We start from the raw sequence: 16,143 nt of genomic DNA on the forward strand, positions 1-16,143 counted from the left end.
ATGTTTCCATCTGGTAACCATCTAGCTAAGTCTCCTGTTTTATACATCTTAGTTCCTGGTTCAAATGGATTGTCTACGAACTTTTGGGCTGTTAATTCTGACCTATTAACATACCCTCTTGCTAATCCATGACCTGCTATATATAGCTCTCCTGTTACCCCTATTGGAACAAGTTCCTTATTCTTCAAAATATATAGTTCAGTATTATCTATGGGCATTCCTATTGGTATTATTTTTTTACTATCCTTACTACAGTCAAAGTAAGATACATCTATAGTTGCTTCCGTTGGACCGTATAAATTTATAAGATTTTTGCCGCCATCAAACTCTTTATAGAATTTTGATACTTGCTTAAAGTTTAATGCTTCTCCACTTGAAAATACTTGTTTTAAACTTGATAAATTTATATTGTTTCGATTTTCTTCTACACAATATAAGAAAACATCTAACATGGAAGGTACAAAATGTATTGTTGTTACTTCATACTTATCTATTGTTTCTATTATTTTCATCGGGTCTTTTTCAGCGTTAGGGCTAAGCATACATACTTTTGCTCCTACTAATGACCACCATAAAATCTCCCATACAGAAACGTCAAAAGTATAAGTTGTTTTCTGTAAGATAGTGTCCTTTTCACCTATTGGATATTTCTTTTGCATCCAATTTAATCTATTAACCAATGATTTGTGTTCAATCATAGCTCCTTTAGGATTTCCGGTAGTTCCTGAAGTATAGATAATATAAGCTAAATTAGTTGAGTTATTTATCTTATATAAATTACTGCAATCTTTATTGAACAATTCTTCATTATATAAGTCTATAAAAGCTCCATCAAACTCGATATTTTCTACTAAATCATCTTTACTTAATAAAACCCTACTCTCACTATCCTTTAACATATATTCTATTCTTTCCTTAGGATAGTTCGGGTCTATGGGTAAGTAGGCTCCGCCAGCTTTTAGTATTCCCATTATTCCTACTATCATCTCTAGTGATCTTTCTACCATTATTCCTACTATAGAATCAGATTTAACACCCTTATTCCTTAATACTCTAGCTAAACTGTTTGCTCTTTCATTTAACTCTCTATAAGTTAACTTATTTTCTTCAAATACTATTGCAATATTGTCTGGTGTTTTTTCAACTTGAGCTTCAAATAACTCATGAATTGTTTTATCTTGTTGATAATCAGCCTTTGTATCATTAAACTCATATAATATTTGATTTTTCTCTGCTTCTGATAGTAAATCAACTTCATTTAATTTTATTTCCACATTGTTTACTATGCTATCTAAGATTCTTATATAGTGACTGCTTAATCTTTCTATTGTTTCTTTCTTAAATAGTTTTGAACAATAGTCTATAGTAAAGCTTAATTTTCTATCCTTTTCTAAAGCATTTAATGTTAAGTCAACTTTAGATACTTTATTTTTATTATTATATAGCTTCAACTCAATATCATCTAATTTAATATCTACACCGGTTACCGTATCAACCATATTAAACATAGCATCAAACAATGGATTTCTACTTGTATCTCTTCTTATATCTAGCTTTTCTACTAAAGCTTCAAGTTGATAGCTTTGATTTTCATATGACTTTAGAGAGTTTTCTTTTACTTCTTTTAAGAAATCTATATATTTCTTATCCCCTTCTGGCTTATTTCTTAAAACTAATGTGTTTACAAACATACCCATTATATTTTGAAGGTCTGCATGTGGTCTTCCAGCTACTGGTGTTCCTATTACTATATCCTCTTGTCCACTATATTTTGATAGTAGTATATTGAAGGCTGATAATAGTGCCATATGCATTGTAGTTCCTGTTTCTTTTGTAAGTTTTCTCAATTTTAAGGTTAAGTCTTCCTGAACTTCAAAACTTACACTATCTCCTTCAAAACTTTGTATAGCAGGTCTTTCATAGTCAGTAGGCATATTTAACACTGGTATCTCATCGTTAAATATATTTATCCAATATTCTTCTTGCTTCTTCATCTCTTCTGATTTTAAGAATTTATTCTGCCATAATGCAAAATCTTTATATTGAAGTTTTAATGGTTCTAAAGTCTTTCCACTGTAAAGCTCAGTAAACTCGTTTATTAATATCCTCATAGATAAACCATCAGATATTATGTGATGCATATCCATTAGTAAATAAGTTTTTTCTTTGTTTTCTACAAGTTCTACTCTGAATAATGGCGCCTTATTTAAATCAAAAGGTCTTATAAAGTTGTTTATTATGTCTTCTATATTTCCACTTTGATTTCTATGCTTTAATACGATTCCATGATCATTTTGTAGTTTCTGTATTATTTCACCATTTAAGGCTTCAAAATAAGTTCTTAATGCCTCATGTCTTTGTGTTAGCTTTCTAAAAGTTTCTTCTATAATATTATTATCAACTTTACCTTCTAACTCAAAAACTGCTGGCATATTATAAGCTGTACTATCTTTATCAAATTGTTGAAGCATGTACATTCTCTTTTGAGCTGAAGATGCTTCATAGTATTCTTTTTCCTCTACTTTTTCTATCTTTGAGTAAAGATTTTCTTCTGCACTTTCAATATATTTACCTAACTCTTTTATTGTTGGCGACTTAAATAACTTTTTTAAAGGTACCTCTTTGTTTAATTCCTTATGAATCTTAGACATAAGTATTGTAGCTTTTAAAGAATGTCCTCCAAGATCAAAGAAGTTATCATTTATACCTACTTTTTCAACCCCTAATATTTCACTCCATAATTTTGCTAAAGTCTCTTCAACTGCGTTTCTTGGAGCTTCATATTCAGTTAAAGTTGCATCTAAGTTTGGTTCTGGAAGCGCCCTTCTATCAAGCTTTCCATTCGCTGTAAGCGGCATTTTCTCTAATTCCACAAAGTAAGCTGGGACCATATATTCTGGCAATGTTTCTTTTAAGTAACCTTTTAAATCTAACTCTTGAAGTTTTTTATCACTTATAACATAGGCACATATATATTTCTCACCATCTTTATTTTCCTTAACTAAAACTGCTGCCTCTTTAATACTTTCATGTTGTAATAATCTATTTTCTATCTCACCAAGTTCTATTCTGAATCCTCTTATCTTAACCTGATTATCTATTCTTCCTAAGAACTCTATGTTTCCATCTGGTAACCATCTAGCTAAGTCTCCTGTTTTATACATCTTAGTTCCTGGTTCAAATGGATTGTCTACGAACTTTTGGGCTGTTAACTCTGGTCTATTCAGATATCCTTTCGCTAATCCATCTCCACTTACAATCAACTCTCCACAAACGCCTATTGGTGTTAAGTTATAATTTGCATCTAATATATAAGCTTGTGAATTAGCTATTGGTTTTCCTATTGGTATATTGGAACTATATTCTTTTTCAATTAGGTAAGTTGTAGAGAATGTTGTATTTTCAGTTGGTCCATACCCATTTACAATTTTAAGATTAGTAAATTGTTTTCTCACTAAGCTAATATACTTTGGTGATAAAATATCTCCACCAGCCAATAGATACCTTAAATTTTTGAATACATTTATATTTTCTTCAGCTATTTGATTAAACAGTTCAGATGTTAACCATAATATTGTAATATTATTTCTAACTACAAACTCCTCTAAAAGTTCAGGTAATATAATCGTTTCATTTTTAGCTAAATATAACTCTAGTCCATTAAGTAGTGCCCCCCAAACTTCAAAGGTCGATGCATCAAATACCATGGAACCAGTTTGAAGAATTTTATCATCCTCTTTAAATCCTATATAGTTTGTATTCTTAACTAACCTAACAACATTTTTGTGTTCACACATTACGCCTTTAGGGGGTCCCGTTGTTCCTGATGTATATATCACATACGCTAAGCTACTTGAGTTACTTATTTTCTCTAAGTTACATGCTTCATTTCTAAATAACTCTTCACTAAACAAATCAATAACTTCACCATCAAACTCTATAGTTTCTAATAAATCTCCCTTACTTAATAAAATTTTACTCTCACTATCCTTTAACATATATTCTATTCTTTCCTTAGGATAGTTCGGGTCTATCGGTAAATAAGCCCCTCCTGCTTTCAAGATTCCCATTATTCCTACTATCATTTCTAGTGATCTTTCTACCATTATTCCTACTATAGAATCAGCTTTGACACCCTTATCTCTTAACACTCTAGCTAAACTGTTTGCTCTTTCATTTAACTTTCTATAAGTTAATTTATTTTCTTCAAATACCACTGCCATATTATCAGGTGTTTTCTCTACTTTAGCTTCAAATAACTCATGGATTGTTTTATCCTTTGGATAATCTGCCTTTGTATCATTAAACTCATATAGTATTTGATTTTTCTCTGCTTCTGATAATAAATCTACATTTTCTATACAAATGTTAGGATTATTTAATAAATTTTCTATAATCCTTTCTAAATAAATTCCCAATTTCTCAACTATACTTTCATCTATAGATAAGCTATTAAAATTAAACTTAAACTCAATTCCATCAAAAGTTAATATCTCTAGAGCCATGTTATAGTTTGTTTGCTCCACAATTGAAAACTCTTCTATAGATAATATATTTTCTTTGTTTGAACTAAGATCTAAAGGATAATTCTCTATAGTAACTATTGAATTAAAAATCTCTTCATTAACTTTTAGTCCACAATACTCTTTTATGTCTATTAAAGATGTATTCTCAAAACCTTTTCTTTCATTAAGATTTTTATCTAAATAATTTATTAACCCTATTAGTGTAGTTTTCTCATCCGATTTTACTCTTAAGGGTATAGTATTTATAAATAATCCTACCATTTTATCTATAGAACCTATATTTTCTGGTCTTCCTGAAACTGTTGTACCAAATAAGACTTCATTTGAAGAATTAAACTTCTGAAGTAATATTCCCCACGCTCCATATAATATTGATGATAATAGAACCTTATTTTCTTTTGAAAAATCCTTAATTTTATTTGCCTTAATATCATCTATCTTGTAAGATATTTCTTTATGAACTCCTACTTCTTTACAACTAAAGTAATCATCCTTATCATCTAGTCCTTCTAGATAGTTTGACCAATATTTTTTTTCTTCTTCTTTATTTATAGTATTTAAATATTTAATAAACTGGCTAAACCTTGTTTTATTAAGCTTTTTAAAATCTTTCTCCTCGTATAAACAATTATATACTTCCATAACTCCCTTCAGTATTATTCCGTTACTCCAACCATCATATAAAATATGGTGATTGCTTATAATCATCTCATGAGTACTTTCATCTAACTTACATAAGTAAATTCTTAAAGTTTCTCTTGTTATATCTATTCTATTATTTAAATCCTCTACTTTAACTTCTATTATTAAGCCTTCTTTATCTTCTTCATTTGTAAAATCTAAATATTTTATTGGAATTTCATGTTGCTTAAGAACAACTTGTACTGGTTTTTCTATTCCCTTCCACCTAAAGATCGTTCTTAACATCTCATTACTATCTATTACAAACTGCAAAGCTCTTCGTAATAGCTCTAATTTCAAGTCTCCTCTAAGAGTTAAACTTAACTGCTCATGATACATGTTACTTTCTTCATCACTAATATAATGAAACAACATTCCTTGTTGTAAGCTAGTTAATGACATAAAATTATCTATATTATTTTTATTTAATTTATTATTTTTAACCACATTATCACCTCGCTACAGTATTTATGAGTCACTTATCTTACCAAATTCCATTTTTATAACTCTATCTGCAAGATTAAAGTACCTATCATCATGAGTTACAGCTATTACACATTTTCCCTTAGCCTTCAATTCTGGTATCAAAGTATCATAAAAGAATAATCTAAACTCAGGGTCTTGGTCTGCTGCCCATTCATCAAACAAATAAATAGGTCTATCTTCTAAATAAGTAACTAATAAAGCTAGCCTCTTTTTCTGACCTGTTGATAATTTTGTTGTACTGAACTTTCCATCCTGAATTTGAACTTTATCACTTAGTTGTAATATTTCTAAGTATCTTTGTATTTCATCCTCTTTGCCTTTATAATTTATACCATAAAGCTTATCAAAGAGATAAAAATCTGCAAAAACTGTTGAGTAGCTTTCACTTAATCGTTTTTGTGATACTATACCATTTAATGTTATCTCACCTTTGGACGGCAAATATAAACCTGTTAACAACTTAGCTAAAGTTGATTTTCCACTTCCATTTCCACCTGTTATAAAAACTATTTCTTCAGATTTGAATTCATAGTTAATTGGTCCTACTTTGAATGATTGACCATCTGTTTTATCATATTCATATTCCACATCTTTTAATTTTAAAGATAAATTACCTACAATGTTTTCATCAATAACGTTATCTTCTTTCTTAGTAGAAGCTGTTATTTCATCAATTAAACTATTTATTCTTTTTAAACTAATTTTTACTTCAATAGCATTTGGGATAGTATTTAATATTCCATGAACTGGACCTGTCATATAAAGTAATATAAAAACATAGCTTGTAAGACTAGTTGAATCTAAATTTTTTAAAATTAAAGGGAAAATAAATACTACTGATCCAATTGCTAAAGTAAATAAGAGTTCTCCTATTACAAACATATTTGCAAAGGCTAATGCTGACTTACTTCTTTTAACTTTATATTTACCACAACTTTCTTCCATATCTTTCTCAAATTCATTTTTCCTTTTTGCATTTAAGCTTAACTCTTTAAATCCACCTATTAAGTCACTAATAAATTTGAAAAATACATTTTGAAGGTCTCTAGCCTCTTCTCCAAGTTTATTAGCATATCTACCAACCAAATAATAAATACCAACAATAAGTACTATTATTAATACAGAAAGTAACAATGCATATATATTTATAGTTCCTAAATATATAAAGCAACATATAAGTGTAACAGCACTAGTTATACCACTTATTAAAATATTTACGAATCTACTAATAGTCTCAGTGTCATTATTTAAAGTGGACTGAATTCTGCCTTTTTCAATTTGTTCAAATTTGCTGTACTTAGCTCCTAGTAATTTATTAACAATTTCCATTCTCTTGGAATATACTATTTCATTAGTAAAATCTATTAATTTCTCTCTCATTATCTTTTGTCCATAAACATAAAGAACAATTCCTAGAATGAAATATATTAAAAGTTTAACCTTTAAAGTATTATTGCTATTTATAGCCATATTAATAGTGAATATTATAAGAGCATTTCCAAATCCACTTAAAACGCTTAATAAAGATAATACTAATATTCCTTTATCCTTTTCTTTTTTTAAAAAGCTTGTAAACATAAAATATACATATGTAAACCAGATAGCTATATATACTGAATACAGTGCCACTTCAACACTTTTAGGAAGCCAAACAAACACAAATCCCCATGACACTCCGTTATATAAAACCTGTGGCACTAAATATATACAATAACTTAATCCCAGCATAAATAGTAAAGAAAAAATAAATCTTAAACTACTTTTTATACCATTAAATTTAAAATATCTTTGTTTTCTAAATACATCTCTTAAAGCTTTTATCATAAAAAATAAAGTCACTAAAGCTATTAAACTCGAAATACACATGATGACAACAGCCACTTTATCTGCATTTATATTTAAATCTTTTACCTCTTTTCTAAGTGATTTTCCTTGCAATATACCATAAATACCGAATCCAGTTCTTTGTACAGTCTTAGAGTTAATATTACTTAATACTGCGACTCCAATTTTCTCTTGGGGATTAAATATTATATACGAAGAATAGTTAGTATTTCCTCCAGCATGAGAAACCTGTGTTTTTTGATAAACATACCAACCGCTAGCATAGAATAACTCATTGCCTTCGACACTAACCCCTATATTGGCTTCTTGGGACTTTTTAATTATGTCCTTATCAAATTTCACTTCATTCATAGTACCCATTTGAATCTTAAGCCATTTTGCCATATCCTCACCGCTAGATATGATATATCCAGCTGGTTTATTTCCTCTATACACTGGCGCTTCATATAATTGTGGTTTTAAAAATCCAATTTTATATCCACTAGTCATATGTGCATTTATAGCTTCGTTTTTAAATAGGTGGGTATTATTTAAACCCATTGGCTTTAAGACAGCTTCTTATAGGAATAGGTAAGAACTTGATATTATCTCCTTCTTTTCCCCTCCTCCACACCGTACGTGAGACTTTCACCTCATACGGCGTTCCATCAACGAAATTCTACTTTATTTTATTAGTACAACATAAACATTATGGGAAATCCTACAAACACATAAGGTCCCATCCAGTTGGCGTCATCATTGGGATTCCCCAAAGTTCTTCCTTTTTAGTCGTAATCGAACCTGGTTGTATTGTATAATAAAATATTTCTAATTTCATTGACTTGTGGCTATCCCTCCACTCCTTATTATTAGAGTTTCAACGGTACTGTGCCACTACTTTCACTGATATAAAAGCAAATTATAACATTACGTTTTTCCTTGCTACCACTTCAACGGAAGTAAGTCCTCCATGTTATCAGCTTACCACGTTCCAATAACTTTATCCCTGCATATATCCTTAGGTAATTCCTATGAGCCTGCATGCTTTATACTGCCTTTAACAGTATAAGGATTTTCATAACAAAGATTTTTACTCACCCTCACATGCCCTACAACTTTGGTAGGTGAAACATTTCTATTTCATAAACTTTTAGACCCGTACATTCGGAATTTCGTCAGTCCTCTTGAACCATTCTTACCATAGATATTTTTTGGACTCCCGACCTATATTATCCTCAACTACCTCTAGTTCGCATTTCCTCAGCTTAACCTGTTAGGAGATAACCTCAGCCGACTTCACCGAGCTTATAACAAAACATTTCATACTTAACGTTTCGCTATTCGGAGTATCAGAGAAAGCCCTTCAAGGCGTTACCCTATCATTTGACTTTTCAAGTTATTAGTTCTCTTAACTTTTTAGTTAATGGCTAATCTTTTCAATTAGCAACGTGTCGCACCAATATAGTTTTCATATGTCTTTCCCGTCACTTTTTCAATAATTAGTCCTAAAACATCATAATTTATAGTTGCATATTGAAATTTTTCACCTGGCTCACTGTCTAGTTCTATCCCTACTAAAGTTTTAACTGTTTCCTCAAGTGCATTATCCTCATTAGAAACTGGAATCTTATCTATAGTCTTAAAAGGTATACCACTTGTGTGGTACAGTAACTGCTCAACTGTTATTGATACTTCCTTATCTTTATATTTTACCTTTAACCAAGGTATATATTTAACCACTTCATCCTCAAGGTTAATTTGTCCACTTTTTTCTAAACTTAAAATACCTAAGCCAGTAAAAGCTTTACTATTAGATCCTATTTCAAATAAGGATTGAGAAGTAACTGGTTTTTTCTTATCTATATCTGAATATCCAAATCCTTTTTGATAAACAGTCTTATCACCCTTAACTATGTTAACGGATAGTCCTGGAATGCTACCCCCACTCATATTTTCTTCTATAAATTTTTCTATCTTTACAGTTTCATCCTTAGTTAAATAATTTATCTCTTTATCATCATTGCTCAAAGCATACACATTAATTTGACATAATACTATACTTATAAAAATGCTAAGCATAACTACTAATTTATTTCGTTTTTTCATAATAATATTGCTCCTTATATAAATATTTTTAATCAAAAAGAGCATCTAAATCCTCTTGTGATATATCAACAGCATCAAAATCTGATGGAGTAAATTGCTTAAAATCCTTATTAGAACATTTATCTAGAATTAAATTCAATATTTCTATATAACTTTCAATGAATTTTTCTATAGTTTCATACTTAAATCTCTTTTTACTATATTCAATAGTTATTTTTAATTTTTTATTTACTATCATAACAGCTATATCTATCAATGCTGTTAATGAGTTATCTTTATCACTATCTAGCCCAAATTCAATATTTGATAAATTTAATTTTTCTTTATCTATTATATTGTCAAAGTCTCCAAGGTAATTAAATCTTACATACTTAATTTCTTGTTCCTTAAGTGCCTTGTTTAAGAATTTAAGAATACTATAGTTAAATCCTTTGTTAGGTATATTTTTAAGCTGTTCTTTTAAAGATTTAATGCTATCTTCTATATCTTCATGCTCTATGCTAAAATGTGCAGGGTACATACTTGTAAACCATCCAACGGTTCTAGATATATCAATATAGTCATTTATAGCCTCTCTACCATGTCTTTCAAGTTCAACTATTATCTCATCTTTATTAGTTAACTTATTTAGCGCAATAACTAATCCAATTATTAAAGTTTCATTAAGGTCTATATTATATATTTCTTTGGATTTTTCTACTAAACTATTCAAGGTTTTTTCATCTATTTCTTTACTTAAAATATTAGAAGTTTCAACAATATCTTCTTCATTATCATAATCTACGTTATAGTTGATTTCTTTATTTAATATTGCTTTCCAATAATCAACTTCATCACTAAAATCATTCTTGCTATAAGTTTGTAAGGCTTCTGCCCACTCTTTATATGAATTGGTTTTTAACGGTAATCTTAGCTCACTATCTTCATCCAATTGTTTTAAGATAGTTATGAAATCATCTAATATTACTCTCCACGAAACACCATCTACTATTAAATGGTGAGCTATAAATAGTAAAGCTTGTCTATCTTCATCTAAATCCATCATCACTACATTGAATAAACTATTATTTTCTATATTAATACTAGAATTGGTTTCTTCTATTAATTTTTTTATATTGTTACATTGCTCCTTGTAGGAATATTGAGATAAATTTAAATATTTAAATGCATACATTTCATTAAACTTCTTGTTATTGTAATACAAATCATTACTTCTTCTATCATAATTAATTCTCAGAGCATCATGATGTTCAATTAATTTATTTACAGCGCTTATAACCTTATTTATATCTAACTTTCCTTTATACTCTAATAGTACATGCTGATTATACAAGTTTTCGTTAGAAAATTTTTGATTGAAAAACCATTCTATTATAGGTGTTCTCCCAACAATTCCTTCAATTTTATCTTGTCTTATTGATTTAACGGCTTTACTTTCTTCTATTGTAGCTGCTATCTCCTCTATGAAATCATGAGCTAGTATATCCTTAACTTTTATATTAAAACCAAGATTTTTAAGCTTTGAAGATATTTGAATAGCTTTTATAGAATCTCCACCAAGCTGATAGTAGTTATCATTCATACTGATATTTTCTACACCTAATATTTCTTCCATTGCTTTAACTAACTCTTTTTCAGCTAAGGTTTCATATTTTATAAACTCTTTCTCAACTATCTCTGGTTCTGGTAGCAATGCATAATTCACCTTTCCATTTAAAGTTAATGGAATTTTTTCTATGAATACAAAATTAGTTGGTATCATATATTTAGGTAAGAATTTTAAAAGCCACTCTTTCAACTCTGAATCTGTAATTTCTTTTTTTCTTACTACATAAGTATTTAATATCTTATTACCTAATGAATCTTCTTTAAATACCACAACAGCATCTTTAATGCTTTGATTTTCCATTAGATATCGCTCTATCTCCCCAAGTTCAATTCTGTGACCTCTTATTTTTACTTGGTTATCAATTCTTCCTACATACTCAATAGCCCCATTTTCAATATACCTTGCCGTGTCACCAGTCTTATACATTCTTTTTCCTTTAATAAATGGGTTTTCAATAAATCTTTCATGAGTTAAATCTTCTCTGTTTAAATAACCCCTAGCAACTCCATCACCAGAAATATATAACTCTCCAATAAACCCTGTTAAAACTGGATTTAATTCATTATCTAGTATATAAATTTGAACATTATCTGCAGGGTATCCAATGGGTACTGATATACTCTTCACCTTTTCTTCATCATATTTATATATCATGCATCCAACCACAGTTTCTGTAGGACCGTACTCATTAAATATCTCTATATTTTTACCAAAACTATTACAAACTTCTTTTGCTAAATTTGCCTTTAAATCTTCTCCTCCAACAATAAATCTCTTTATGCTAGATTTTGTATTATCCATATCCTTTAATAAGGTTAAGTGTGCAGGTGTAAGCTTCACAACCGTTGCTTTATTTTCTCTTAATATTTTATACAGAACAAATTCTGTCTCATCATTATCATAAATAACAATCTTATTGCCTGAAATTAATGGTGTAAATATGGATGTTACTGTTAAATCAAAGGATATTGAAGAATATAAGGGCATAGCTTCCTCTTCATTTTTTAAATACATCTTATTAGACCACAATATATAATTTGTAAGACCTTGATGTTCAATCATTACACCCTTTGGTTTTCCTGTTGACCCAGATGTATATATAATATAAACTAAATCCATTAAACCATTAGATTTTGGTAAATTATTTTTGTTATAGCCTTGCAAATCTTCATTATTTATATTAATTATGTTTCCTTTGAATTTAATTTCATCTGCTATCTTGAAATTAGTTAATAGAATAGTACTTTTTGAATCTTCAAGCATATAATTTATTCTTTCTATGGGATAACTAGGATCGATAGGTACGTAGGCTGCTCCTGCCTTTAAAACTCCTAAAATACTTACAAGAAGTTCTATTGAATGAGTCTCCATAATTGCTACAATTGATGTTTTGCCTATTCCTGTTTCTCTTAAGTGATTTGCTAATTGATTACATTTTTCATTAAGTTTCTTGTATGTTAAAGTGTTGTCTTTAAACTCTAATGCTATCTTATTTGGTGTTTTAAATACTTGCTCTTCAAATAACTCACAAACTGTTTTTTGTGGATAACAACTGGTTGTGGAATTTAAATCATGTACCTTATAATTGCTTTCTTCTTTGTTCATAAGTTTTAAATCAATAACTACAATATTTTCATCCATTACTATCTGATTAGCTATATTAATCATAGCTTCATACATTGTTTTCATTTCATTGTCCGAATATTCTGATGTTTTATAATCAAAATTTAGTGTTATATTACTCTCGTCCCACTCCTTAACTGTTAGTTGTAATGAGTAACTTTGATTTCCACAATAATACTCCTTAACTTTTACATCTACTCCATTAATGTCACTATCATATTTGGAGTTATAGTAGTTTACACACATTTTAAATAAACTGTCATAACCATCTTTCATTAAATTTAGTTCCTTAATTAAAAGATCATATGGATACTTTTGATTTAAAAAACACAACTTTAATTCTCTATTAACTAAATTTATTAAGTTTTCTATTTTTAACTCAGTATCTAACTTAAACCTAACAGGTACTGTACTTGTAAACATACCCATCATATTCTTTTGGTCTTTATTAGTTCTATTAAATACTGGCGTACCTACCACTAAATCCTTTTTATATGTAACCTTATTAATGTAAATAAGTAGTATTGTTATAAATAAAGTATTTAATGAACATTTTTTGTCATCTGCAAACTTCCTTATTTTATTTGATAACTCTTCATCAAGGTTAAAGCATTGCCTCTTACCTTCTAAACTGTCAGATGTTTTGTATAAAAACTCCTCAGGAACACTTGAAAACTTATCTTTCCAGAAGTTTTTGTTTTTTATAAACCTTTCTGAATTCAAATACTCTTCCTCAGCCTTAATAAAGTCTAGATATGAATAGTTGACCATATAAACGTCTTCTTTATTCATTAATCTTCTATATATTTCACAAATTTGTTTTTGTATAAGAGTAATAGACCATCCATCAGCTATAATATGATGAATATTAAGTAGAACCCCATACTCTTTTTCACTTATCTTATATATTGCAAAATAATATAGCTTACTATTCTCTAAATTAAAACATTTTTTAAACAATTCATTTGACCATGTCTCATATTCTTTTTGAGGATTTTCATAACTGCTAAAATCTAAAAAGTCTATATCCTCATTTTGAAACTCTTTAACATATTGAAATGTTTCATTTTCTTTTTCTGAAACCCTTAGTCTTAATCCTTCATTATTTTTTATTATAAGATTAAGTGTTTCTTTCATAACTTCAACATCAATAGTTTCATATATACTTAAACATCCACCAATATTATGTAATGGTGAATTTGTATTTATCTTATCTATGTACCATATTCTTTTTTGTGGATGTGTTAATTTATAATAAACCCTCTTGCTATTTCTCATATTTATTCCCCTCGTATAATTAATTTTAGTGCTCTCGAAAACTCTCAAGGCATTGAAATTTTTATATTCATTTTTCTGTGAAAATAGGTTTCACCTCAGAATTTCCTCAAGCTTTATATTGTGCGAATAACTTATATAATTCAAGCTATTCGTAGTATTATTAATTTATTTTAGTAAAATAGCCAAATTTAAGACTTGACAGTTAGAAAAAATTTCCAAAATGGGATATGGATATTATTTACATTACTTCATTTACAAGGAGTGTTTTTTATGCTAACTGTTAAATTTTCTCATGCTCAATATCAAAATTTTGTTCAATCATTTTTGGATAAATTTTTTATTCAAACTAATCAACAAATTACTCTGCAAAAACGTAGCTCTCTGATTACAAAAATTTGGTCTATCGACCTTACTGGAATTGTACCTTTGCTACAAAGTACTTATTCTAAATCTACTCAAGGTGCACCCCCAAAAGATGCGGTAGCATTGCTTAGATCCCTTATTATTATGATTTATACCAACGAAACGAGTATATCAAATTGGGTAAAAACTCTACAGTCAGAACCCTTTTATGCAATTTTATCAGGATTTATTCCTGCATGCTATTCATCTCGTAAAGCCGAAGGCATTGCTGCAGATCCACTACCCGGTGTTGGTACTTTTTATGATTTTATGGATAGGCTGATTCGTAAGGATAAAATCCTTTATAAATCCAAACTGCGTAAAGTTAAACGTAAACCTCGTAAAAAGCAAAAGAAAAACCAAAAGATGAATAATTCCAAACCTGGTGTAGTTGAACGTTTAGTTAAAAGGGTTTTAAAACATGATAATTCTAGGCTTCCTGAAAGCATTGAATCATCATTAAATACCATACTTAAAGAGTTATTTGTGTTACCTTCTTTAAAAATGGGTATCCTTGGTGAACCTTCAAAACTAAATATTGCTGGTGATGGAACCTGTATGCCTACACAGGCTTCGCCTTACGGTAAAAAGGTATGCAACTGCAAATTAAAACCCGGTGAAAAATGCGATTGCCTTCGCAAATTTACTGACCCATCCGCTACTTGGGGTTGGGATAGCTTCAATAAACAATATTATTATGGACATACCTTCCATGGTTTTACTGCTTGTGATAGCTTTTACAGCCTACCTATCCATATTAAATTTGTTAGTGCTGCACGCCATGATTCTGTAACTGGTGTTTATGCACTTAAAGAACTTGTTGATTTATATCCTGAAATCAAATTTGATTCTGCAGCCTTTGATTCTGCATATGATACTAATGCTTTTTATCTTTTATGCTTGCATTATGGAATAAAACCTATTATTGATTTAAATTCCCGTTCATCAAAGCTTTCATCTAATAGTGAATTTGTTAAGCTTAATGAAAACGGCATTCCCCATGGTTTACTCTGTGGACATCAGCTTCGCAATTGGGGAATTATAAGTAAAGAGTTTAGACATAAATGGTTATTCCCTGTTTAATGTGAAAACTGTGATAAATGCCCAATGAAAAGCAATCAAACTTATTACACCAAAACTTTAGATAACCCTAGATATTTTACGCCAATATTGAGAGGTTCAAAACAGTGGAAAGCTCTTTATAAAAGACGTTCTACAACTGAAAGATGTTGGGACAGAATAAATAACGATTTTCATGCTGAAGATGCCATTATTTATTCTGCTGAACGCAGAATAGTAAGAGTTTTCCTTGGTGCATTTAATTGTTTTATAGATGCTTGGGCTTCTGAAAAACCAGTATCAATTACTGATGTTTTTCCATGTCTTAATAATATAGCTGCATAATTTATATTTAATTTCACCTTAATCCAGCCTACGGCTTTTTTAAAAATTGCATATACGAAGTCTTTTTGTCATGCGTAAAATTAAATTCACCACAGTCCATCATGAAATATATTGCACTAATTCAATGTATTGGAATTTGTTAATTATTGTTTTCCGACTATACTATTAATTTATAGTTAGTTTTAAGTTAGTTTTAAGTTAGTT

The 16,143-nt window shown here is 29.3% G+C and carries 6 protein-coding genes and 1 pseudogene; 2 read left to right on the forward strand and 5 right to left on the reverse strand.

Annotated features, from left to right (window positions below):
• The 5 genes and pseudogenes from J2Z44_RS11370 to J2Z44_RS11385 all read right to left on the reverse strand — a co-directional run.
• The coding region (locus tag J2Z44_RS11370) for a non-ribosomal peptide synthetase (RefSeq protein WP_209649582.1) at window positions 1-5,654 on the reverse strand (5,654 nt) is incomplete at its 3' end.
• 21 nt (window positions 5,655-5,675) lie between these two features.
• Window positions 5,676-7,559 (reverse strand): cyclic peptide export ABC transporter, encoded by a 1,884-nt coding sequence (locus J2Z44_RS11375; RefSeq protein WP_342591513.1) that lies wholly within the window; start codon window positions 7,557-7,559, stop codon window positions 5,676-5,678.
• A gap of 120 nt (window positions 7,560-7,679) precedes the next feature.
• Window positions 7,680-8,081 (reverse strand): annotated as a pseudogene (locus tag J2Z44_RS21950) (serine hydrolase); the annotation flags it as partial.
• 876 nt (window positions 8,082-8,957) lie between these two features.
• Window positions 8,958-9,623 (reverse strand): serine hydrolase domain-containing protein, encoded by a 666-nt coding sequence (locus tag J2Z44_RS11380; RefSeq protein WP_242833441.1) that lies wholly within the window; start codon window positions 9,621-9,623, stop codon window positions 8,958-8,960.
• 28 nt (window positions 9,624-9,651) lie between these two features.
• Complete coding sequence (locus tag J2Z44_RS11385) at window positions 9,652-14,133, reverse strand: non-ribosomal peptide synthetase (protein ID WP_021284888.1); 4,482 nt, start codon at window positions 14,131-14,133, stop codon at window positions 9,652-9,654.
• A 270-nt stretch (window positions 14,134-14,403) separates the two neighbouring features.
• On the opposite strand from J2Z44_RS11385, the gene J2Z44_RS21535 reads away from it, so the two are divergent.
• On the forward strand, window positions 14,404-15,618 hold the full coding sequence (locus J2Z44_RS21535; protein WP_021284889.1) for a hypothetical protein: 1,215 nt from the start codon (window positions 14,404-14,406) through the stop codon (window positions 15,616-15,618).
• A gap of 24 nt (window positions 15,619-15,642) precedes the next feature.
• On the forward strand, window positions 15,643-15,939 hold the full coding sequence (locus J2Z44_RS21540) for a hypothetical protein (RefSeq protein ID WP_021284890.1): 297 nt from the start codon (window positions 15,643-15,645) through the stop codon (window positions 15,937-15,939).
• Window positions 15,940-16,143: the final 204 nt, after the last annotated feature.

The organism is Clostridium punense, assembly GCF_017874425.1.
Taxonomy (GTDB): Bacteria; Bacillota; Clostridia; order Clostridiales; family Clostridiaceae; genus Clostridium_J; species Clostridium_J punense.